Source organism: Pigmentibacter sp. JX0631 (assembly GCF_029873255.1).
GTDB lineage: Bacteria > Bdellovibrionota_B > Oligoflexia > Silvanigrellales > Silvanigrellaceae > Silvanigrella.
Map to the genome: position 1 here is coordinate 2,849,863 of NZ_CP123622.1, position 23,541 is coordinate 2,873,403.

The following is a 23,541-nucleotide window of genomic DNA, read 5'->3' on the forward strand; positions in this document are numbered from 1 at the left end:
TTTACATTTCTCCAGTTATAATTAAGGCAAATTGATTTGTCGTCCATGTAACTGAAGGATTTTTACCACTACTAGCTAAAGATTCTTCAAGTTGATACTGCGCCCCTGGTTTGCTTTGTTGATGCATCCAGGTGAATCCGTAGGTTGAATTCTTATTAATATATGCTATACCTACGGTATAACCAATGAAATTAACATTTATAAATTGATCTTTTACTTTAGGGTCTCCAGTCCAATTATTTGTAAAGTAACCAAGTCTCAAAGCAACTTTTTCAAAAAAAACTGTTTCGGATCCTAAAAAGTAATCATAAACTTCTTTAGTTTGATAAAAAGGGTTATTAGCCTGATTTGCAGAGTAATACGCTATATCCGCGGTAAAAGTTTGAAATTCAAATGGAAACAAAGCCATTCCAAGGCGAATCATATAAGGTAATTCACCAAAGGGTTTTTTATCTTCCTTTGTAGTCGTCAGATTTACAAATTGATCATAGGGGTATGTGCTATCAGGACCTAACGGAACAAAATTTGTATCTGTAATAACTTGATTGTCAACAAAAGTAGTATCTGAATCTTGGGCCATGATAAACTTGTATTTTCCAGACAGACCAAAGGAAATATAATCATTAGGTCTATAAGCAATACCCAAACCACCTTCTATTCCACGCACAAAAAAAGAACTCGTGTAGTTCCACATCTCGTAAGTATAAAGTTGGCTCCCAGGATTATCAGGATCATCAAATGGCCCGCCCACGATGTTTGCATTTTGCACTTCTGAATATTTCATATCAAAAAAAGCAATGCTAGCACCAATGCTCCATTTTGGGGTAATACGTACAGCAGCTCCAAATGCATATTCATTTTCAGTTGAATTTGTTTTTTGCACAAAGCGAGTGCTTTTTTTCCCATCATTACTAAAAGAATTAACCACATTATCAATGTTTACATAATCTTTGTTGTAAATTGCAAAAGCAAGATAAATAGGTGTTTCGGTATCTAGGCGAAATATTCCGCCAAAGTAGCCATTTAATAAATCGGCATCCCCCAATTCAAAGCCTGTGCTACTGTCACTTAAATAGCCTTGTTGTTTTATTGTTGAAGTATAATAGTTGGTTGTTGAAACACTCAGTTGTAAATCAGGTGAAAATCCCATACCACCTGGGTTGTAGTAAATTCCAGCGGCTCCCGTTCCTATGCCAGTATAGGCTCCACCCATTCCAGCGGGTCTTCCTCCCATGATGAAACTATTATTATGCCACCAGTCCGCATAAATTGGAGCATGAAATAAGATATGCAAACAAAATATTATAATGTTTGTTAAAAAGAATTTTTTGCAATCTTTGTTTTGCATTGTTCCTTTAATTTTCATACCTGCTTCATAAAAAAAAGTTTTTACATTTTTTTATTTCTTTCTCCTTTAGCTAAGAAATGGTTTTAATATTTAAAATTATATTTTAAATATTAGTTATGCTTTGCAATCTTTATTTTAGCTTGTTAAGATAAGTATCAATGTGAAAAAATGTTGCAGATAAAAAGTAATCAGTTAGATACTTCCTGCCTAAGCTGAACCTTTAATTAAAGTTTCAACATTTTTTGCAGTTGAATCTAGTTTTTCACTTTGAGAAACTAAATTAATGGAAGATTCTTTCGTATTTGCTACTGCCATTTGGCTTTTTTGCGTTGCTTTATCAATGTTTGCCATAGCGGTAGAAATTTGTCTCACTCCAATTTCTTGTTCTCTTGTTGCTTCAGAAATTTGTTGAATAACATTAGACATTGTTGAAATGTCTTCTGATATTTGATGAAATGATTCTTTTGCTTCAGCTGTTACTTTTTTTCCTTCATCAACACGTTCTTTCGTTAAACCTAAAATTTTGTTCACTTGTTCTTGGCTTGAAGTAATTAATTCTTGTATATCTTGCGCAGATTTACCACTAATTTTTGCTAAGTTTCCAACTTCTTCAGCCACAACAGCAAAGCCTTTACCATATTCACCCGCACGGGCTGATTCTATGGAAGCGTTTAAAGATAGAAGTTCAGTTTTTGAAACAATATCATTAATAACTGCTGTCTTTGTATTAATTTGAGCAATGATTTCAGCAATGTTTTGCAGTTGAGCATTGGATTCTTGAATAGTTTCCATTGCAGTAACAAGCCTTTGCATTGTTTTTTGTGCCGTTTCTGTTTTTTCTGAAGCCGCAGTTGCAACACTCGATGACTCTTTGGCATTTTCAGCTGTTCTGTTTACCATACTAGTGATTTCATTGATTGCAGCACTTGTCTCATGAATAGCAGCGGCTTGTTCACTTACTGAATCAGATAAAACATTTGATCCTTCTTTTAAGCTATTTGCTATTTCACTTGCAGCAATACTTTGGTTTTTTAAATTATCAATTGCTAAATTTAACGCATTGCTTGTTGTGCGAATCAAATTCATAATAAAAAGACCAATGATAACTGACAGTGCAATAACAATACTCATAGTTATTAATGTTAAAGAAGTTAAACTGGCACCTAGTTCTGTCGAATGAACCCCATTTTTGTAATTAAATTTGCCTAATTCAACGATTGCTTCTTCAAATTCAGCAGCATCTTTACGTGCTTCTTTCAAGATAAATTTAACGGAAGCAGGTTTGTCTCCAGCTTTATTAATTTCAATGGCTTTTAAACATGCTTTTTGATATACATCCCATTTTTCTAAGATATTTTTTAAAAGTTTTTGCTCTTCATCACTATCTGCAAGTTTTTTATGGCTTTCCAAATTATCTTCAATTGCTTTTCCGTATTTGTGCAAAGCTTTTAAATCATCTTCAAAAACTTTAGCTCCTTCATCACCTGAATAGATCATAGTATTGGATAGTAATCCAATAATTCTTCTTGAATATTTACTCATACCTTCGCTCATTTTGCTGCTAGATAAAATACTTGGCATCCAGTTTGTTCCCGTATCTTGAGCAAATTTTTGGGTTTTATTGATCATTAGACTTGCGTATATTGCGGAAAATAAAATCAATGTCAGAAGCACCAAAACGGAAACATTTAGTTTAAAGGACAGGCTTCTTTTTTTCATACAGACCTCAAAGAAAACATATTAAATACTTCCCTGAATGAGCAAATCAATTTCATTAGCCGTAAAATCAAGGGTTTTTGTTTGATTTAGAAGAATTTCTGCTGCTTCTGAAGTGGTCTTGACTGCGGCATTGCTTGTTTGCGTAGCCCTGTCAATATTTGTCATTGCAGTTGAAATTTGTCTTACCCCTATTTCCTGCTCTCTAGTAGCATCGGATATTTGAACAATTACAGAAGACATATTTGAGATATCTTCTGAAATTTGTTGAAAAGCATCTTGTGCTTCCGCTGTTACTTTTTTCCCTTCCTCTACTCTTTCTTTAGTTAACTCAAGAATTTTATTAACTTGTTCTTGGCTAGAGGTGATCAGCTCTTGAATTTCATTGGCCGATTTCCCACTAATTTTTGCCAAATTTCCAACTTCTTCCGCCACAACAGCAAACCCTTTTCCATATTCACCTGCTCGGGCTGATTCTATGGAAGCATTTAAAGAAAGTAGTTCAGTTTTAGACACAATATCATTAATAACTGCAGTTTTAGTATTAATTTGATTAATGATAGTTGCAATATTTTGTAATTGTGCGTTGGAATCTTGAATTGTTTCCATCGCAGTTACTAACTTTCGCATTGTTACTTGTCCGTCTTCAGCTTTATTTGAAGCATTGGTTGCTACTTCCGTTGATTCTTTTGCATTTTCAGCAGTCCGATTTACCATACTTGTAATTTCTTCAATAGAAGAGCTTGTTTCATGCACAGAATTTGCTTGTTCTGTTGCAGACTTGGAAAGTTTTTGGGAATCATCGTTTAAGACATGAGCTATTTTATTTGTTTCTTTTGATTGGGATTTTAAATCTATGACAGATTTAGAAATAGATTTCAAAGATTTTAAATTTATAGTAAAAATTGTTAAAGTAACAATTGCTGAAAAAATTAATATCAAAGTCATCGTTATACTTGTTAATTTTGTAAGATATGCTCCTGATTTTGTTGAATCATAAGCTCCTTTTGCATTATAATTGGTAAGATTTTCTAATGCTTTGGTTGTTTGCAAAAATAAGTTTAATGTTTTAGTATTGTAAGTTTCAAAAACAATATTTCCTTTTCCCTCTTCAAGATCTTTTAAATCTTCAACTATTTCATCTTTACACGCCTTCCAAGCACTACTTAAAAGATTAAATAAATTTTTTTCTTCAGCATCAGAGATAAAATTTGGATATTCTTCCATTTTTTTTTCTATTGCGGCAATAAATTCAGTTAATTTTGCTTTATCATCATCTATTTTTTCTTTTCCTTGATTGGTAATATAATTGCCAATTATAGTTACATGTCTTCTAGAAATTTGCCCAAAATTTTCTGAAATTCCTGCCAGTAAGTTAACACTAGGCAACCAATTTATTCCAGTTTCATGGGCATATTCTTGTGATTTATTAATCATAAAAATTGAATATAAACCTGAAATTAAAATAGAGGAAAGAAGTATTATGGTTGCTATGTTTAATTTAAATGCAAAACTGTTTTTCATAAAATTCTTCTTTACCTCGTCCCTATAATTACTAAACTAATATTCCCAGCTGTACCGTCTAGCTTATCACTCTGTTCTACTAATTCTTCAGAAGATTTTGCAGTTGATTTAACCGCAAGGCTGCTATTTTGTGTTGCTTTATCAATTGCGGACATGGCATCAGATATTTTTCTTACGCCTATTTCTTGTTCACGGGTTGCTTCAAATATTTGTTGAATTACTTCTGACATTTTTACAATGTCAGCTGAAATTTTAATGAAAGAGTCTTGAGCTTCACTAGTTACTTTTTTCCCATCATCAACTCTGGCTTTGGTTAGTTCAAGTATTTTGTTTACTTGTTCTTGGCTAGCAGTAATGAGTTCTTGAATTTCATTTGCTGATTTTCCACTAATTTTTGCTAAATTCCCAACTTCTTCAGCAACAACAGCAAAACCTTTTCCATATTCTCCTGCTCTTGCTGATTCTATGGAAGCATTTAGTGATAGTAATTCAGTTTTGGAAACGATGTCATTTATTACTGCAGTTTTTGAATTAATTTGATTAATAATTACTGCAATATTTTGTAACTGTACATTAGATTCTTGAATAGTTTCCATTGCTTTTACTAATTTTGTCATCGTGCTTTGTCCAATTTCAGACTTTTCAGAAGCCTTTTTTGCAACTTCAGTAGATTCTCTGGCATTTTCAGCAGTACGATTTACCATACTTGTTATTTCATTAATTGCTGCTGTGGTTTCGTGAATAGCTGCAGATTGTTCGGTAACAGAATTCTCTAGTTTTTTTGATCCACTTTTTAATTCGTTAGCAATTCTATGGTTTTCAACACTTTGTTCTTTTAATTTTTTTATCGCTTTTTCAATTAGTCCTGTAGATTTTTTAATTATGAGAAAAATAATATAACCTATTATCATTGAAGAAATTATTGTAATTCCCATTGAAATATTGGTTAAATTAGTTAAATAAGCGCCATCATTTGTGGAACTAACACCACCTTTATAATTGTATTCAGATATTTTATTTAATTCTTCATCTAAATTTGTTACTTGAGAAATCATTTTTTCACGATAAAAATTAAATCCAATATTTGGACTTTTATTTTCTTCAATAATTTTTTTTATTTCTTGAATACTGTCATTTAGTATTTTCCAATTAGATAGAGATTTATCATATAATTCTTTTTCTCCTGGTTCACTGACATATTGAGCATAATTTTTTAAGTGGTCTTCAAATTTTTTAAAATTTCCACTAAATTCTTCTAATCCTTTATTTTTTATTGCTTGGGAAGAATTTGTTGCCCAATCTAAGGAATATAAAATCAACCCCCTTGGCCCTGCAATTAGATCTCTTTTTAATTCTCCAATTGCCACAATACTAGGTAACCAGTTTTCTCCGGTATTTTGTGAATAAGAGTTTGTTTTATTTATCATTAAAATTGAATATATTGAGATGCATAATATAAGAAAAAATAATATACCTAGTGATAAATTTAATTTAAAACTAAGACTTATTTTTTTCATTCACTACTCTCCAAAAAATTCCTATAAACTTTTCATGCTTCGGAGTCTTTGGAAAATTTATTAACTAGTAAAGAAACTGGGCGTTAAAATTTTGAACATAGATGAAACTTTTATCTACTATGAATAAAGTAAACAATAAACATACAAAAATCACTTTCTAGTTTTTTGCTTTTGTATCACTTTTCAGATATGAAGTTTTTGAAATCTTGTTTGAATATTGTTAGGAGTCGACTTATGCTAAATCATTCTTTCAATCCATTGACACATTTAAAAGAAGAAGAATCCATGTTTTTTCATTCAGTTCTTGAATTTGCGAAAAAAGAAATTCAACCGCACATAGCTGAAATGGATGAAAAAGAACTCTTGTCACCTGAAATAATAAATAAAATTTTTGATCTAGGTTTAATGGCAATTGAAGTTCCTGAAAAATATGGTGGCGCAGGCGGATCTTTCTTCCAAGCAATTCTTGCTATTCAGGCTTTAGCTCAAGTCGATCCTAGTGTCAGTGTTTTTGTTGATGTCCAAAATACTTTAGTCGCAAATGCTCTTTTAAAATGGGGACCAGAGCAAATAAAAAATAAATATTTTCCGCAAATGGCTAAAAATAGAGTGGGAAGTTATTGTTTAACAGAATCTAATAGTGGGTCAGATGCTTTTGCACTTAGAACAACTGCTAGTGATAAAGGTTCTCACTATGAATTAAATGGTAAAAAAATATTTATTACCAATGCAAAAGAGGCTTCTGTATTTCTTGTTTTTGCAAACATTAGCCCAGAATTAGGTTACAAAGGAATTACTGCTTTTTTTGTTGATAAAGATATGGGTGGAGTTACTTTAGGTAGGAAAGAATCTAAATTAGGAATTCGAGCTAGTAGTACTTGTGAAGTTATTTTTGAGAATGCTAAAGTACCAAAAGAAAATGTTATTGGTGAAGTAGGGAAAGGTTATAAAATTGCAATTGAAACTTTGAATGAAGGTAGAATTGGCATAGCTGCGCAAATGTTAGGGCTTGCTGAAGGCGCATATTTTGCAGCAGTACAATATGCAAAGCAACGTGAACAATTCGGCAAAACAATTTCTCAGTTTCAAGGAATTCAGTTTCAGATTGCAGATATGGCTATTCGTATTGAAGCTGCTAAGCTGATGGTTTACAATGCTGCTCGATTGAAAGATGCTGGTCTCAGTTTTGTAAAAGAAGCTGCTATGGCAAAACGTTTTGCAAGTGAAGTTGCGGAAAATGTAGCCAGTACTGCGTTAGAAATTTTTGGAGGCTATGGTTTTATCAAAGAATTTCCAGTTGAAAAGTTTTATCGCGATGCAAAAATTGGCAAAATTTATGAAGGAACGACCAACATGCAGTTGCAAACTATTGCAAAGATGATACTAGATTAATCTTGTTGTTTTTTGGATTAATTGGAGTGATAAATACATGAATTTTAAATTAGCGACATTGAAATTGAGTGCTATATTGGTTTCTTCTAGTTTTGGCAGTGCTGTCATGGCTCAAACTGCTGCGAGTGCTCCTCAGCAAGCTCCAGCAGGGGCTGCTTCTGCAGGCGCTCCTCAAGGAGGCCCAATGTGGGTTAATTTAGCCCTCATGGGTGGAATTATTCTATTTATGTGGCTATTCGTTTTCCGTCCTCAGTCGAAAAGAGCAAAAGAGCAAAAAGAATTTTTAAATTCTTTAACTCCAGGGGTCGAGGTAATTACAGCTGGAGGAATAATTGGGACAGTTGTTGAAGTGAAAGACAACATAGTTTCATTAAATGTAGGAAATTCTACGTTACGCGTTATCAAATCTTCCATTTCTGGAAGACTAGAGGCTGCTGCAGCTTCTGTAAAGTAAAGTTAGGTTTTGCTTTTGAAAAATGAAACCGCCCGCTCATTCTGGGCGGGCGGTTTCATTTTAAGTTTTTTTTATAGCAACACATCAGGTGATTTATGCCAAACAAAGTTCCTATGCCCGCGTTGTGGTGGATTAAAACGGTTATTATTTTCTGTGCCCTTATTTTTGGAATTTTATATACTTTACCTACTATTATTGGAAATCCTTCGGATTGGAAACGTGATCAAAACGGCCAGCCAGAGAAGTGGTACCAAATAGCTGCTGAAAACTTTCTCCCATCTTCAAGAGTAAATTTAGGTCTTGATTTACGAGGTGGACTTTCATTAACTCTAAATGTTGAAGTTGAAAAAGCGCTTCAAGACTCTATCATTCGTGCAATGTCAAGAGCAAAAGATCTCATAGCTACTGAAGGTATAAAAACTGGAGCATTTAAAGTAAATGATGATCTTTCTGCAACTATTGAAATAGAAAATCAAGCCCAAGCCCAGCAGCTACAAAAGAAAATCAATGAGCAAACATTATTATTATTATTTGATAAAACTGTTGGAAATACTTTACATTTTTATCCTAATAAAACAAACCTTGCTGAATTTGAAAAACAATTAATGCAACAGGCAATCAATACAATTCGTAATCGTATTGATCAGTTTGGCGTTTCTGAACCAAATATTTTTCAAGCTGGTATAACAAGAGTTGTTGTTGAATTACCAGGAATGTCAGATACTGAAAGAGCAAAACAATTACTAGGTAACACGGCACAACTTGATTTTCGTTTAGTTTTGAATTCTGTTACGCAGGAACAGCTGTTACCTTTATTGGCTGAGGCGCGGAAAGCTTTAAAAATTTCTGAAGAAGATCATCAACCTTCTACTATTGAAGAACTTTCAAGATGGTTAAGAGACAATAATAAATTACCTAAAAATGCGACTATAGTTTTAAAAAGAATTTATGGCCAAGGAACCCAAGTAGGCAAAGTCGTATCTACTCTCCCTTATTTAGTAGAATCACATGCTAAATTAACAGGTGATCTTATTGAAGATGCACAAGCAGTTCAAACTGCTGAAAATTATATACCGCAGTACAGTGTTTCTTTAAAATTTAAACCACAAGGTGCGAAATTATTTGGAGAGCTGACGACTACCGCCGCAGATCCCAAAAATGCGCCACACGAAGTTGCCATTATTCTTGATGGAAATCTGCAAAGTGCTCCCTATGTTCGTTCACCAATTACTGGGGGAAATGCTTCTATTACTATGGGAAGCAATATAAATATGGCTGAGCAAATGAAACAATCACAAGATTTAGCTCTTGTTTTACGTGCTGGAGCTTTACCTGCTTCAGTAAAAGTTGTTGAAGAACGTCAAATAGGACCTACTGAAGGTGCGCAAAATATTCATGCTGGAGTCATTTCAACTCTAATTGCTGCAGTTTTAGTTATTGTTGTTATGTTGTTTATTTATGGTTTATCTGGGTTTGTAGCTAATTTAGCTATGATTTTCAATGTCCTTCTCATACTAGCTTTTATGGCTTTGTTTGGAGCTACATTAACTTTACCAGGTATAGCTGGAATTGTTTTAACTATGGCAATTGCTGTTGATGGTAACGTGGTCATTAATGAGCGTATTAGGGAAGAAATACGTTCTGGTTTTTCTCAAAAACAAGCTTTTTATAAAGGTTATAGTACGAGCTTTCGCACTTTAATAGATGCGCATATTACTTCGGCTGTCGCAGGGATTGTTCTTTTAATTTATGGTAATCCTACAGTTAAAGGCTTTGCTGTTACTTTGTTATGCGGTATTATCTGCACATTATTTACTTCATATTACGTAACAGAAGTTATTGGACAATGGCTTGTTGAAAAAACAAAAATTAAAAGGTTTGGCTAAAAAAGAGGAAAACTATTATGGCGTTTAAATTAGGAAACATTCAGGTTTTCCCACATAACTATTATTTTGATTTCATGAAATGGCGAAAATTTACTGTGGGAATTTCGTTATTACTTGTTATATTATCACTAGTAATTGTTGCAGTAAAAGGTCTGAATTATAGTATAGACTTTTTAGGCGGAGCAGAAATTCAAGTCAACGTAGTGGATCGTTCCATTTCACGTGAAAAGTTGCAAGAGGCCATAAAAGCTATTGGTATTGATCATGCTGAAGTAACTGCTTACGGGAATATTGCTGTCCGGAAGGATAATTCTGAATCCTTTTTAATTAGAATTCAAAGAGAAAAAGGAAAAGATGAAAATGCAACAACAGGAAGAGCAGCCGAATTAAAAGAAAAGTTAACTGCAAAGTTTGGTGCAGAGAAGCTTGTTTTTGCCTCTACAACAAATATTTCTGGCAAAGTAGGAAAAGAAGATGAATACAAGGGGTATATGGCTTTGCTGCTTTCTTGTATTGGTATTCTTATTTATATTGCCTTTCGTTTTGACGCAAGATTTTCTCCAGGCGCAGTTTTGTGTTTGATTCACAATGTTATTATTGCACTTGGTTTCATGACTTTACTCGGTCGTCCTTTTAACACCACTTCAATAGCAGCTTTTTTAACTATTGTTGGTTACTCTATAAATGATACGGTAATTGTTTACGATCGAATTCGTGAAACTAGGCTTTTGCAACCCAAAATGCCTATGATTGATGTTGTTAATAAAAGTATTAGTCAAACTATGAATCGGACTATTTTAACTTCAGTTACTGCTATCTTGGCTTTATTAGTATTATCCGTTTTAGGCGGTGGTTCTATTGAAGATTTCGCAATTACAATGTTGGTTGGTGTTGTTGTTGGTACTTATTCTTCTATTTATGTTGCAGCTCCATTAACTTTAATGATGGATGGTTACTTTACTAAGTTAGGCTGGAAACAAAAAGAGCAGAAAGATAAAGCTGTAGTTGAAAAACCAAAAGATTATGCTCCTCCTATTTATGTTAGAAAAAAACATCCACAGGAAAAAAAGTAAATGGTTTTTACAACAAACCAAGAAGAAGTAACGCAGCATTTTACCAATGAATATTTATGTACTACGGAAAGATATGCTTGGAAAATAAAAGATATATTTGCTAAAAATTCAGATTCTTTTGCAGAATATTTTTCCCAAAAGAAAAAATTTTTACTCAATGGTCAAATGCTTGAAACAGATGGAGCCTTGCTACGTTTATTACCAGAACCTTGGTTATTAAAAGATCTTAAATTAGCTTGTGAGCGCATTCTGCAGGCTATTAGGCAAAAAGAAAAAATTACAATTTTTGGTGATTATGATGTAGATGGAACAACATCTTGCGCCATGTTACAGCAATTTTTTGCCGAGATAAATTATCCTGTTGATATTTATATTCCAGATAGGTTGCTCGAAGGATATGGACTCAATAGTATTGGCTTAAGAAAACTCGCCGCACAGCAAACAAGGCTAGTGATCACAGTAGATAATGGCATATCCGCAGTTGCTGCTTGTGAGGAAAGTAAACAGCTAGGTATAGATGTTATTGTTACTGATCATCATGATATTCCTCTAAAATTGCCTAATGCTTTTGCAATTTTGAATCCTAAACAGGAAAATTGTTTATTTCCAGAAAAAATGATTGCAGGCGTTGGTGTTGCATTTTATTTATTAATTGGATTAAGGCAGAAATTAAAAGAAAACAGCTTTAAATGTGACATTAATTTAAAAAATTATCTCGATTTTGTTGCAATTGGTACAATTGCAGATATGGCTCCGCTTGTGGGAGCAAATTATATTTTGTGTAAAATTGGTTTAGAAGTATTGTTGCAAAATATAAGTCTAGGAAACCGTCTGGGGATTCAAGAATTGTTACTTTGTGCTGGGTGGAAAGTTGGGCAAAAAGTGACCGCAAGTGATATTGGTTTTAAAATTGGCCCCCGTTTAAATGCTGCAGGTCGTTTAGGAAATGCTCTTAGAAGTGTTGAATTATTAGCTACTAGTGACATAAATTCAGCAAAAGAAATGGCTTTCCACTTGCATCAAGAAAACTCTGAGCGTCAACTTTTGGAAAAGCAATATACCGAAGAGGCATTTGAATTGGTGCGAAAAATGAGTTTCATACCCGATGCTCTTGTTTTGCATCAACCGCATTGGCATCCTGGGGTAGTCGGATTAGTAGCAACCCGAGTATTGGAAAAATTTTATAGACCTGTTCTTGTGTTTGGCACAGTAGATGGAAAATTAAAAGGAAGTGGTCGTTCGACACATGCATTTAATTTGTTTGCAACACTTAATGCTGCTCGCGATGAGTTTATTTCTTTTGGTGGACATTTTCATGCTGTGGGTTTGACAATTTCGCCAGAAAAATTGGAATGGCTAACGGAGTATTTACATTCTCAAGCGAAAATAAATATTCAGGATAAAGATAAAACTCCATTACTAAAAGTCGATGGTTTACTTTCTTTGGAAAGTTTAACTCTTTCTTTAGTAGAAAAACTTGAAGAATTAGAGCCTTATGGCGTCGAGAACCCGAGAACTCGCTGGTTGTTGGGGCCTGTTCAGGTTAGACATGTTAAAAGAATGGGCAAAGACATTTCCCAAAACCATGCTAAAGTTCTATTCTACGATGGAGGTTCAGAAGCTTGGTTGACAGCTTTTGGGTTAGCTGAAGTTTTTGAGCAATTTTTAGAAACAGGATTGAGTGTTCAGCTAGTAGTTGAAGCAAAACTAGCTGTTTGGAACGGGCGTCTGACAACCGATGTGCGGGTGATAGATTATGCGCCTGTTTTATCTTCGTCCTTATTCTAATAAATTTTGCCTATTCAAATCCTATGCAGTAGAATTGGTTTTCATAAACCATATTTTATTTGTTAATTTTAATTGAAGTGGACGCGCCTATGATCCAGTCACATAGAAATGATATTGAACCATGGTATGTTCGGAAGAAAAAGTATCAGTCACAAAATTCTTTTAATAAACCTTCAAAGCCAGGTTTAAATGAAGAATTAGATAAAAAAGAGCAAATAAAAAGAAGCTTTTCTTTATTTGTTTGTATTTTTTTTATCATAATAACAGCTATTTCTACTGGAGTATTTATTGCTCTAAGTGTCTTTGAAAAATCGATACATGCAAATATCAGTATACTTATTCTATGTGCTTTAATTTTTCTTCTAACATCAATTTTTTTAATTATATTATTAGTAGGTTTTATTTGCGCAAATATTATGAAGAACAATGCAATTAATAAATTTTCTTTTGCATTTCAATTTTTTAAAGGTCAATTACATATTGAAGAACCGCGGAAGGGAATTCCTGCTCCCGAAATGGCTTTATATCAATTTATCCAGCAAGTCAGAGCTTACGCAATGGAAAAGTCATTTTTAAAACAAAAACAAGATAGGCAACAAGATGCTTTTATTGGTTTGAATGGAGTAGATCCTAATTCACTGTTAAAACGCCGTTGGAATGATGTTGTCGATAGTTTGAATGAATTTGAAATTTATTTAGCAAATGATCCGAAAGGTATGATTGAAAAATTAGTGGTCAAATCACCGCCTCAAAATATGGATGTTTCCCAAATATTTAGAGATGTAGCAGAAACATTTGATACTACTTGGCGGAGAAAAGGGATAAACATTGAACATGCTATCGTAACACCACTGAAAGCAAATACAAATGAAGCGCTTTTGCGGCGTTTGCTTGTCGGTCCTTGGAGAAGTTGCGTTTATTTTGCAAGAAGGGGCAATGGAGTTGTTTTCTCTGCAAAAAGTATAGATGGAAAAATTATCACCCGCTGGGAATGCGAGGGAATGGCTTTTCCTGAAGAGTTTTTTGCCTTGGTAAAAAACAACGAGCTTGATGTAAATGAAAGAATTGAAAAGGGTATGGCTATGATTGCCTTAGATCCGAACAGTCCAAATACTTTATTTGCACTGATAAGTTTTGTTACTTGGATAGATTTAGTGCATGTGGCTCAATGCGACTATGAAATTAAGCAAGGTTCAGAAGGTCTTATAATAGAATTGAGATTATAAAAATTTAATCTTTTTGTTAAATAATTAAAAATTATTTTTTCTATCCTTTTTTTTTAAAAATTGTATTCATTCTTCCAAATTTTTACCAAATTTTTCCAAGTTATTTTATTTAATTTGCTATTCATTTTATATTTTTAGCATTTTTTAAACTTTCTTGACTATTTTTAATTAATATATTAACAATTAAATAAAGTTAACTAATTGTTTTAATAAATTAAATTATAAAATCGATTTTGTGATGAGTTGATCTTAAATAAAATATTTCTAAAAATTAATAAAGTAAGGAATTATTCATGAAGCTTATCTATTTAGCTATATTGAATTTGATTGTCTTAATACTTACTGCTTGTGGAGAAAAAAAACAGACCCAAACAGAGCTTTACAAAGTAGATAATTTATTTACTTCTGAAGTTTTTCAAAAACAATCAGAAATGACCTCAGCAATTGTTGGAAAAGGATTTAGTTCTATTGAAAACAAACTTAAGAATAGTTGTTTAGACAATACTTCATTTGAATTTATTCCTGATGGTAGGTCACAAATTTCATTTTATAATAATATCTCTTCTTCTGAATTGAATGAAATTTTAAATATAAATACAAATGGTAAATTAAATTCGCTCCAAGGGAATATTACTTTTGATAGTGGTTATTTAAGTAATTTAAAAGCTAGCGAACTTTCTTCTACGGTAACTCTAGTATCAAGTGTGACAAAGGGAATGAATTCTCTAATTAAAAACGACAATAGTGAAAATGGATTTAAGATAAATAATTTTTATTCTTCGATATTTGAAAAAAATAAATCAGAATTTATAAAAATTTGTGGCGATTCTGTTGTTGAAAAGCAGAAATTATCTGCTTTTTTAATTATAACTGCAAAAATTGACTTCAAGAATAAAGAGTCAAAAATTTCATTTGAAAATAGGATAAATGGAGATAAAAATATTTTTAATGGAATAAATTCATTTGTTGATTTTAAATATAGTAATGCTAATGAGAAAATAAATAATGACATTAAAATTACAATTTCAGGAATACAATTAGGTGGCGATTTTATTCAGTTACAGAAAATATTAAAGAAAAACGTATGTAATTTAAATCAAATCGAGCAGTGTAATCAAATGTTTGAAACTATAAATGAGTATTTTTCAAATGAGTTTCAAAATCAATTAGATCTTAATGATAATGCCTTATGGATTACCTCATCTATTAAAACAACACCATATTCACAGATTATAATAGTAAATAATAGTGGGGAATATTTTAGTGATAAATTTAATTTTGGTTTAGATTATGCTAATTTTAGTGATAAACTAAACATAATAAAAGAAGAAAATAAAAAATTAAATACCAAATTAAAAAATACATTATCACAAAATAAGCATATTTATTTATCAAATGAACAATTAAAATATTACAATACAAATTTAATTAACTCTGAAATAAATTTAAATGTTATTGATGACTACTTTTCTGATTGTCAAAATCTAAAGTCTTTAGATAATTGTGTAGTTAAGTATTTAAAAGAGGCAAAGGAAGCTTTTTTACCAATAGATCTGCGTATTATGAATGAATCAATAGGAAACCATATTCGATCCTATCATATTGGGGTTAGTGATATAATTATTAGTAAGGAAAATTATAAGAAAAGAGATATTGATGAAAGAATTTTTAGTAATGAAAAAAATCTGAAATTTGTTTTGCTAGATCCTAATAGGAATGAAGTAAGAAATGAAAAGATTTCAATCTACTGTGAAAAAAAATATTCTAAGAAAATAGAAAGTGTAAATAAAGGATTTTGGTTGACATTTATATTAAATGTTTGGCCAACTATTTATACAATTATTAGTAAAGCTGTAAATGAAGAATATTATCTTCTTGATAATATTACAAATATGAAAAAATCAGATCTTATTTTACATGATATCAAAAATTACTGTGGAAATGAGGCAAAAATATTTTTTGCAAGTAAACCCGATAGTTTAGTAAGTAAAATTGAAATTTGGGAGCAAAATATATGAAGTTCTTAAAATTTTTATTCACTTTTATTGTCAGTATATTTTTCTTAAATTCAGTTACTGCTTACGATTTTAAAAATGTAATTCAAATTTCATCAGGAAAGAGACATACATGTGCACTACAAAGTAATGGTGAAGTATATTGTTGGGGGGATAACTTAAATTACCAATTAGGCAGTTTAGGAAATGACAGCAGTATTCCTAAAATCGTCCCAAATTTAAATAATGTTGTTTCCATTTCTGCTGGTGGGCAGCATACTTGCGCTCTAAAAAAAAATGGAAGTGTACAATGCTGGGGACTGAATACTTTTGGTCAATTAGGAATACCCATTCAGCTAAATCAACCTAGAATAGCTTCCTTAAAAGAAATAAAAGAATTAAAAAATATTAAAAGTATTTCACTAGGAGAAAATCATTCTTGTGCATTAGATAATTTAGGGGATATTTATTGTTGGGGAGATAATAGCGAAGGTCAATTACTAACAAATCAATTATCAGAATCTGCGTTACCTATAAAAAATAATTACATTTCAAAAATAACTATGATCAGTTCAGGTAACCAACACATTTGTGCTTTACATGGAAAAGGTGAAGTTTTTTGTTGGGGTGATAATAGAAGCGGACAAGTCGGTAATAGGAAAATACAAAATAAAACTATAGTTAATTTAGTTCAAAATTTAAAAAATATAAAAAGTATCTACGCAGGTGGTTCATCAACTTGCGCATTAAATACTTCTAATAACTTATACTGCTGGGGGGATAATACATTTTCCCAGTTAGGAGTAGAAAATACTATTGAAAATAAAAATGCGAAGTTTCCTGTTCCTTTTAAACTCGATCATTTCCAAGATATTAAAGATATTAGTATTGGAGATAATCATGTTTGCGGTTTAACAAAAAATAATACAGTTATTTGTTGGGGTAGTAATTCTAAAAATAACTTTCAATTAGGTACTGTCACTAAAAATACAATTCACTACTTACCATTAGAAGTTCCAAATTTACTAGATATCAATTCAATATCTGCTGGAGGAATTCATACCTGTGCATTAAAAAACAATGGAACAGTTTATTGTTGGGGAAATAATTTCCAAGGACAATTAGGAAATGGTGAATTTTCAGCTTCCTATGGAAGACCTTACAAAGTTTCAATTCTAAATTACCAAGAAAAGAAACAACATCAATATTCACTTGCTTGTTACTATTACGAAATAAATAATTCTCAATCTGATAGTGGAGTAAATCAAACTATATATAATAATTCAAATATTTCTTACTATTGGGGAGTTGAATCAAAAACAGATGAAACAAATTATGCTTCTTTAAATGGGCACATTGAAGATGGATTTTTTATAGAAACAAAGTTAACTTATCAGAATGCTCTGGAGTATTGTAATAATATTATTTATCTTAAAAATAAGTCAGCAAAAAATTTAAACGTTCTAAAATTATATGATATTAAAGCAATTTTACAAGCTGAAATACAAGATTTTGTATATCCAATTTATTTCATGAATCCACTGCGAAATGAACAAATTAAAAGAATAGTAGTATTTGGTGATAGTTTATCTGATAACGGAAATTTAAAAGAATTTACTCATTATCTTCCAAGTGATCCTTATTTTAAAGGAAGATTTAGTAATGGTTTAGTATGGGGAGATTACTATAGTATAATAAATCAAGTACCTATTTTAAACTTTGCATATGGTGGAGCAAAAACAAAGTCAGAGATCAATAAACCAATGTATAAAATAGTTTCTTTTTTAAAGTCTGGAGTTAGAAACTTAATAACTGGTGGTATGACTGACTATATTAATAAATATCTGAAAAATTATTTAAATGGAAATACATTTAAAGGAAATTTTACAATACAATCACCTGATGAGACACTTTATGTTATATGGATAGGCGGAAATGATTATTTAGAAATTATGAATAGTAAAAGCGATTATACAAGGTTGGTTGATAATGATAGCTATAAAATGAGTGAAGGAATTGTAAGTAATATAATGAATAGTATTTATCAGTTACAGCATGCTGGAGCGAAACATATTTTATTGCTTAGTTTACCAAATATAGGAATGACTCCAGAAGGTATTTTAAATGACAATTATAATTTTTCTGGCGGAAAGTTTAAAACTAAGGAGCAAGTTTATTATCGTTTGTCTGAAATAGTACAAATTCATAATTCAATATTGAAACAGAAAGTTGAAGAGAGAAATTCAAAACCTTTAAATTCTTTAATATATTATGTTGATATTAACCCATATTTATCAAAATTTATCAATAGTGAGAATTTTCTTGATGGAAGTAAATTTTCTTATGATTTAATGTATTTAAATAGTGCATATACTTTTAAAGATTTTGATAGCAATACTATTCAGCTTCCTTGTTACAAAGGTGAATTTAAACGAAATCCTGTGGCAAATCCTTTTCAATCACAAAAAAATTTATTTTGTGCAGATAAAAAGGAGATTACTAATGTACGAACTTTATTTTGGGATTCTGTCCATCCAACAAGTTATACGCATTGTTTAATTGCATACGTTATCCAACATAATTTAGGTAAACAGCAATTAGTGAATAGTCCAAGTAATTCTATCTTTGAGTATAAGAATTATTGTTTAGCAAATTTTTATGAAAGAAAAATTTACGATTAAAATTAAATAGAAATTTAAATTTTAAAAGAAAAATGTATATTATAATTAAAGTCCAAAGATTTATAGATAGAATTCCCATTTGGTTACCATAACCTATTAGATAAATAAAATTTTAGTAAAAAGTAATTTCTATTTCAAACTTTCAAAGCAAAATTTTACTTTATAAATCTTGTGACACTTAAATTTGAATAATAAAAATAATTATTTATATAATATACTTTAAGCAAAATTGCTGAGGAATATTTAATATGAAAAGTTTTGCGATTTTTGACCCAAAAAGAATTTTAACTGAATTAAACTTCAAAGAATTAACAGATACTCTTTCAATTCTTTGCAATTCTGCTATTGCTGCAGTATCGATTAAAATTGACGATAAAATATTTTTTATGTCTGCAAAAGGATTGAAAGTTAAAAAAATAAAATATGAAGAATCATATTGCAAATATTCCATTAAAAGTAAGAAAGTATTTTTGATAAAAAATGCTTTGAAAGATAAAAGGCTAGCAAATAATTTATATTTTACAGGTAAAAATAAATTTGTTTTTTATGCTGGATACCCTTTGATTTTAAAAAATAGAAGAGTTATTGGAAGCATTTTTATAATGGATAAAAAACCAAGATTATTAACGAAAAATCAATTACTTTTTTTAAAGAAGTATTCAATAATTATAATAAATTATATTGAATTGTTTCTGAAAAATGTTGAATTAGATACAATTCATTTTAATTACATAAAAGAATCAAGATTTAATTCTATATCTATGCTTTCCTCTGGAATTTCTCATGAAATTAATACACCTCTTGCGATTATTAGTGGAAAATTAAATATCATTGATGAGAAAATTAAGAAATTTTTGGTTGTAAACACAAACTTAAAAATAGAAAAAGATTTTGATACAATCAAAACAGGAATTGAAAGAATTCGTAAAATAATATTTGCATTAAAAAAGTTCTCAGAACTTTCTGATGAAGAACCCTTCACTGAGAATAAGTTAATAGATATATTTAAAGCTATTTTTTTCTTACTTGAGAAAAAATTACAAAATAGCAATATAAAAATAAAAATAAACATAGATGAAAATTTCAAATTAAAATGTAAATTAATTAATTTGTCACATGTTTTTTTTAACCTGATTATAAATGCCTATGAGAGTTTATTAAACTCGAATAAAGATGAAAAGTGGATCAAAATAGAATCACATGTAAATAATTCTGATTTAATTGTAAAATTTATTGATAATGGAAATGGTTTAAAAAAAGAAGATATAGAGAAAATAATGGAACCATTTTTTTCTACAAAAAACGTTTGCAATATTCCGAAAGGTCTTGGTTTGTCAATTGCAAAAGGAATAATTAAAGCGCAAAAAGGTGAAATATATTATGACAATTCTACAGATTTTACCACTTTTATAGTTCTTTTTCCATTGCAGAAATAAAATATTAATGAAATAGATTTTTAGTCAATAAATTCAATTACTGAATTGCTCGCTTCTCTTGTTTGAGGAGATTGTTGATTTAACCTATGTCCAAATGCCACAATAGCAACTAAATCTAGTTCATTCCAATCAATTATTTCTTTTAAAATAGGATGAACTTTTTCAATTTCAAATCCTTCCATTGGGCAAGAATCAATTCCTAGTGATGCTGCTCCAGTCATCATATTTGCTAATGGAATATATACCTGACGTTTAGCCCATTCTTGGGTATTTTGCATAGCTAAATAACTAATTATCATGTTTAAATAATTATCTAGCATTTCGCCAGATGATTTCCTTCCCACTCTTTGTTTTAGAAATTCAGTTTTACCTCTAAAGTGATGAGGCATATAAGAAAGACATAAGACAATAAAAGATGATGAGGTAATTTGATTTTGATTCCAACAAGCTGGCTTTAATTTTTCTCGTAATTCTTTATTTGAAATAGCTATAAATTTCCATGGTTCTAATCCAAATGAGGACGGAGATAGGCGAGCATATTCTAGTATATTTTTTTTATCCTCTAATGAGATATTTTTGCTTGGATCAAATTGCTTACATGCATGTCTAAATTTTAAAAAATCAGTAAAAGTCATAGTCGCTCCTTAATAATACTGTTGAAAGGTAGGTAGCATATTTTTTTCTTTTTGTTAAGTTCTTTTAATAACAATGCATGTAATATCTTCACTGATATGCTTTGAATCATAGTGCCGAAAAGCATCAGAAGTTATTATATCTAATACATATAAAGCATTTTTGTCTTTAAAGTTATTTTTTTCAAAAACTTTTTTCAAATTTTTTTCGCTATAATCTTTCTCAAATTTATCTTTATTATTGACAATTCCTGCGGTAAATAAAAGAATCATAGCCGTGTCTTTAAATTCATATTCTGTAATTTTTATTTCTTCTTCTGCTAATGATGAGTTGTTTTGTTTAACACCCAAGCTGTGTCCTTTACTTTTAAATCTAGAAATTTTTATTTCATCTTTTTCATTATATTCTACAAGATATGGAAAACTATGCCCTGCATTTATAAATTTTACTCTATTTAAGTTATCATCAAGAACTAATATTGACATTGTTAGAGTAAGTTGGTTTTGTATTCCTAATTCTTGAATAGTTTGATTTAGATGCTTGAATACATCTAAAAAATTAATTTTATCCAATGCTTTTTTGTCAATAGCATTTTCAAAAAATTTAGTTATAGAGTCAATTACAATTGTCGTCCCTTTATCATGTCCAAATACATCACCAATTAGAATAACCTTAATTTTTCCAAATTCATAAATTCCCCACCAGTCTTTTCCTAGTTCTTTAGCGCTTTGGGAAAATGCAGCAAGTGATATTAAATCGGTATTAAATGAGGGATTGTATTCAACTCTTGGATAAAGATCTTGTAAACATTTTTCAGCAAATTTACTTTCTATTTCTAGCATTTTGAATTTTAAATCATTTTCATGAAATTTTTTTTCAAGATTTAAATACAAATTAGCTATATGATTGGCTAAAGGTTTAAAAATGAAAAATAAAGATATAATAGATGTTATTAAGTAACTAATAATCATAATAATTGATAAAGCGCTAATTTTTCTTGACTGCAAATCACTTTCATTAGCATATAGCTTAGATAATTTTTCAAGATCTAGTAATAAGCTATTCATTTTATAAATATTATATTCCAACAGAAATTCACTATAATCATTCTTTTTAGCGTTTTCTTCTGCTAAATTAGTATATTCATTTATTCTTTTGTATAGGTTTACCTTATTATTTAATATTCTCTCTATTTCACTATTAGTTATTTTTAATATATTTTCTTTAGGACTTCCATTCATAATAATTTCATTTGCTTTTTTCATTTCTTGAATGCTTGATAGTAAATCACTTTTTATGATAGTCGCGCTATCTAAATTTTTTGCATTTACTGATTGAATTAGTATCATTATTTTTTGAGTAAGCATTCTCTGCTTACCTGTTGTATTTATTAATTTAGTAATTGATGATTCAGTTTCATTAAATTCGTCTAGAAATTTTTTAGTTACAAAAGCAATGGATATTACAAAAATTATAGAAATAATTGAAGAAATAAAAATTTTAATTTTTATTTTACTACCTTCATTTCTTTTTTTCATTAATTTCCTCAAAAATATATTTATATTTTATGTAATATTAAGAATTTTTCTAGAGTAAATTTTGAGGTAGTTTTTTTAAGTTGTTTTTTTATGGACATATTCGCCTTCAGATTTTGCAATTAGAACTGTTCCAATAGTATTACCTATTATATTAGTCACAACTCTTGCATCAGACATAAATCTATCAATTCCAAGTAACAAAGCTAAGCCTTCAATAGGGATAATATGATTAGGCATTGCTGCTAGTATGGCTGATAAAGTTACAAATCCCGCTCCAGTAATTCCAGCAGCTCCTTTTGATACAATTAAAATTGTAACTAAAAGAATAAAAAATTCGTTCCAACCAAATGGGATATTGTAAGCTTGTTGAATGAATAATGCTCCAGCAGTAACATAAATTGCTGTTCCATCTAAATTAAATGCATAGCCAGTAGGAAGAACAAAACTAACAACTTTCTTAGAACAACCAAAGCTTTCTAATTTATTCATCAACTGTGGAAATACTGATTCTGAAGAAGAGGTACCAAAGGCTATAGACATTTCTTCTTTGATATGTTTCATAAGTTTTAAAGGATCAAAACCATAAACTCTTCCAACAATGTAAAGAATTATCCAAAAAGCGACCATGCTGATTCCAAGAACAAGTATAAAGTAACCAAGCATAACAAGTGATTGAACACCTTGTTGTCCTACAGTCGCTGCTATGGCGCCAAACGCTGCAATAGGTGAAATTCTTGAAATCATTCCGATCATTTTGAAAAACACATCATTAGTCATTTGGAAAAATTGCAGAATTTTATCATTGTTTTTCATTTGAATAATAGCTATTGAAAATACTACGGCCAATACAATTACAGCAAGTAAATTATCTCCAGCTAAGGTAGCAAATACATTTTCAGGAACCATGTGAGTAATAAATTCTGTAAAACCACCTTTTGTTCCCTCTTTGGGTTTAAATTTGGAAATATCAACGCCTTGAAATGCCGTAATATTAAATCCGACTCCTGGTTGAAAAAATAGCATAAAACCAAAAGTCAAAACTACTGCCAATATGGACATGATCTCAAAATAAACTATGGTTTTAAATGCTAATTTTCCAACACCACCATGTTTACTATGCGAACAAACACCAAGAATTATTGAGACAAAAACGACTGGCGAGATTACCATTTTAATAAAACGAATAAAAATTGTAGCGATAAGTCGAAGATCAACAGCAAATTTGGGAGCTAATATGCCAACCAATATACCCAAGGCGACTGCTATGACAACTTGAAGAAATAAATGAAATTTTAAAAAAGTAAGTATTTCATTAAGTTTTTTTTTAAAAGACAT

The 23,541-nt window shown here is 30.4% G+C and carries 16 protein-coding genes; 9 read left to right on the forward strand and 7 right to left on the reverse strand.

Features of this window, described 5'->3' with window-relative positions:
• Position 1: 1 nt before the first annotated feature.
• The 4 genes from QEJ31_RS12365 to QEJ31_RS12380 all read right to left on the reverse strand — a co-directional run bounded on the left by QEJ31_RS12365 (position 2) and on the right by QEJ31_RS12380 (position 6,105).
• Positions 2–1,366, reverse strand: coding sequence for a hypothetical protein (locus QEJ31_RS12365; protein ID WP_280590540.1), 1,365 nt, complete (start codon positions 1,364–1,366; stop codon positions 2–4).
• Positions 1,367–1,555: 189 nt separating this feature from the next.
• Positions 1,556–3,067: a methyl-accepting chemotaxis protein gene (locus QEJ31_RS12370; RefSeq protein WP_280590541.1), complete on the reverse strand. Its 1,512-nt coding sequence runs from the start codon at positions 3,065–3,067 to the stop codon at positions 1,556–1,558.
• Positions 3,068–3,088: 21 nt separating this feature from the next.
• Positions 3,089–4,588: a methyl-accepting chemotaxis protein gene (locus QEJ31_RS12375; protein ID WP_280590543.1), complete on the reverse strand. Its 1,500-nt coding sequence runs from the start codon at positions 4,586–4,588 to the stop codon at positions 3,089–3,091.
• Positions 4,589–4,599: 11 nt separating this feature from the next.
• Positions 4,600–6,105: a methyl-accepting chemotaxis protein gene (locus QEJ31_RS12380; RefSeq protein WP_280590545.1), complete on the reverse strand. Its 1,506-nt coding sequence runs from the start codon at positions 6,103–6,105 to the stop codon at positions 4,600–4,602.
• 234 nt (positions 6,106–6,339) lie between these two features.
• On the opposite strand from QEJ31_RS12380, the gene QEJ31_RS12385 reads away from it, so the two are divergent.
• The 9 genes from QEJ31_RS12385 to QEJ31_RS12425 all read left to right on the forward strand — a co-directional run bounded on the left by QEJ31_RS12385 (position 6,340) and on the right by QEJ31_RS12425 (position 20,035).
• A complete protein-coding gene (locus tag QEJ31_RS12385) occupies positions 6,340–7,497 on the forward strand; it encodes an acyl-CoA dehydrogenase (RefSeq protein ID WP_280590547.1) in 1,158 nt (385 codons plus the stop codon).
• A gap of 37 nt (positions 7,498–7,534) precedes the next feature.
• Positions 7,535–7,951 carry a preprotein translocase subunit YajC gene (gene yajC, locus QEJ31_RS12390; RefSeq protein ID WP_280590550.1) on the forward strand — a complete coding sequence of 139 codons (417 nt, stop codon included), beginning with the start codon at positions 7,535–7,537 and terminating at the stop codon, positions 7,949–7,951.
• A 95-nt stretch (positions 7,952–8,046) separates the two neighbouring features.
• Positions 8,047–9,837, forward strand: coding sequence for a protein translocase subunit SecD (secD, locus tag QEJ31_RS12395; protein ID WP_280590552.1), 1,791 nt, complete (start codon positions 8,047–8,049; stop codon positions 9,835–9,837).
• A 17-nt stretch (positions 9,838–9,854) separates the two neighbouring features.
• Complete coding sequence (gene secF / locus QEJ31_RS12400; protein ID WP_280590554.1) at positions 9,855–10,910, forward strand: protein translocase subunit SecF; 1,056 nt, start codon at positions 9,855–9,857, stop codon at positions 10,908–10,910.
• The gene (gene recJ / locus QEJ31_RS12405; RefSeq protein ID WP_280590556.1) at positions 10,911–12,698 is read left to right on the forward strand and encodes a single-stranded-DNA-specific exonuclease RecJ; all 1,788 of its coding nucleotides are present in this window, start codon (positions 10,911–10,913) and stop codon (positions 12,696–12,698) included.
• Between the two features lie 89 nt (positions 12,699–12,787).
• On the forward strand, positions 12,788–13,924 hold the full coding sequence (locus tag QEJ31_RS12410; RefSeq protein WP_280590558.1) for a hypothetical protein: 1,137 nt from the start codon (positions 12,788–12,790) through the stop codon (positions 13,922–13,924).
• Positions 13,925–14,217: 293 nt separating this feature from the next.
• Positions 14,218–15,942 carry a hypothetical protein gene (locus tag QEJ31_RS12415; RefSeq protein ID WP_280590560.1) on the forward strand — a complete coding sequence of 575 codons (1,725 nt, stop codon included), beginning with the start codon at positions 14,218–14,220 and terminating at the stop codon, positions 15,940–15,942.
• Entirely contained in the window at positions 15,939–18,599 is a 2,661-nt protein-coding gene (locus QEJ31_RS12420) for an SGNH/GDSL hydrolase family protein (protein WP_280590562.1), read from the forward strand. The genes QEJ31_RS12415 and QEJ31_RS12420 overlap by 4 nt, the downstream gene beginning before the upstream one ends.
• Before the next feature lie 248 nt (positions 18,600–18,847).
• Positions 18,848–20,035: a GAF domain-containing sensor histidine kinase gene (locus QEJ31_RS12425; protein WP_280590563.1), complete on the forward strand. Its 1,188-nt coding sequence runs from the start codon at positions 18,848–18,850 to the stop codon at positions 20,033–20,035.
• A gap of 20 nt (positions 20,036–20,055) precedes the next feature.
• On the opposite strand, the gene QEJ31_RS12430 is transcribed toward QEJ31_RS12425, so the two are convergent.
• From QEJ31_RS12430 to QEJ31_RS12440, 3 genes are all read right to left on the reverse strand, one after another.
• The gene (locus QEJ31_RS12430) at positions 20,056–20,670 is read right to left on the reverse strand and encodes an NAD(P)H-dependent oxidoreductase (protein ID WP_280590565.1); all 615 of its coding nucleotides are present in this window, start codon (positions 20,668–20,670) and stop codon (positions 20,056–20,058) included.
• Between the two features lie 54 nt (positions 20,671–20,724).
• A complete protein-coding gene (locus QEJ31_RS12435; protein WP_280590567.1) occupies positions 20,725–22,206 on the reverse strand; it encodes a SpoIIE family protein phosphatase in 1,482 nt (493 codons plus the stop codon).
• A gap of 75 nt (positions 22,207–22,281) precedes the next feature.
• Positions 22,282–23,541 (reverse strand): cation:dicarboxylase symporter family transporter, encoded by a 1,260-nt coding sequence (locus QEJ31_RS12440; RefSeq protein WP_280590569.1) that lies wholly within the window; start codon positions 23,539–23,541, stop codon positions 22,282–22,284.

What these genes read in the sequence shown, in the direction of transcription:
- QEJ31_RS12365 (WP_280590540.1), bottom strand. Translation starts at nt 1,366, where the DNA reads ATGAAAATTAAAGGAACAATGCAAAACAAAGATTGCAAAAAATTCTTT.
- QEJ31_RS12370 (WP_280590541.1), bottom strand. Translation starts at nt 3,067, where the DNA reads ATGAAAAAAAGAAGCCTGTCCTTTAAACTAAATGTTTCCGTTTTGGTG.
- QEJ31_RS12375 (WP_280590543.1), bottom strand. Translation starts at nt 4,588, where the DNA reads ATGAAAAACAGTTTTGCATTTAAATTAAACATAGCAACCATAATACTT.
- QEJ31_RS12380 (WP_280590545.1), bottom strand. Translation starts at nt 6,105, where the DNA reads ATGAAAAAAATAAGTCTTAGTTTTAAATTAAATTTATCACTAGGTATA.
- QEJ31_RS12385 (WP_280590547.1), top strand. Translation starts at nt 6,340, where the DNA reads ATGCTAAATCATTCTTTCAATCCATTGACACATTTAAAAGAAGAAGAA.
- yajC (WP_280590550.1), top strand. Translation starts at nt 7,535, where the DNA reads ATGAATTTTAAATTAGCGACATTGAAATTGAGTGCTATATTGGTTTCT.
- secD (WP_280590552.1), top strand. Translation starts at nt 8,047, where the DNA reads ATGCCAAACAAAGTTCCTATGCCCGCGTTGTGGTGGATTAAAACGGTT.
- secF (WP_280590554.1), top strand. Translation starts at nt 9,855, where the DNA reads ATGGCGTTTAAATTAGGAAACATTCAGGTTTTCCCACATAACTATTAT.
- recJ (WP_280590556.1), top strand. Translation starts at nt 10,911, where the DNA reads ATGGTTTTTACAACAAACCAAGAAGAAGTAACGCAGCATTTTACCAAT.
- QEJ31_RS12410 (WP_280590558.1), top strand. Translation starts at nt 12,788, where the DNA reads ATGATCCAGTCACATAGAAATGATATTGAACCATGGTATGTTCGGAAG.
- QEJ31_RS12415 (WP_280590560.1), top strand. Translation starts at nt 14,218, where the DNA reads ATGAAGCTTATCTATTTAGCTATATTGAATTTGATTGTCTTAATACTT.
- QEJ31_RS12420 (WP_280590562.1), top strand. Translation starts at nt 15,939, where the DNA reads ATGAAGTTCTTAAAATTTTTATTCACTTTTATTGTCAGTATATTTTTC.
- QEJ31_RS12425 (WP_280590563.1), top strand. Translation starts at nt 18,848, where the DNA reads ATGAAAAGTTTTGCGATTTTTGACCCAAAAAGAATTTTAACTGAATTA.
- QEJ31_RS12430 (WP_280590565.1), bottom strand. Translation starts at nt 20,670, where the DNA reads ATGACTTTTACTGATTTTTTAAAATTTAGACATGCATGTAAGCAATTT.
- QEJ31_RS12435 (WP_280590567.1), bottom strand. Translation starts at nt 22,206, where the DNA reads ATGAAAAAAAGAAATGAAGGTAGTAAAATAAAAATTAAAATTTTTATT.
- QEJ31_RS12440 (WP_280590569.1), bottom strand. Translation starts at nt 23,541, where the DNA reads ATGTCTTTTAAAAAAAAACTTAATGAAATACTTACTTTTTTAAAATTT.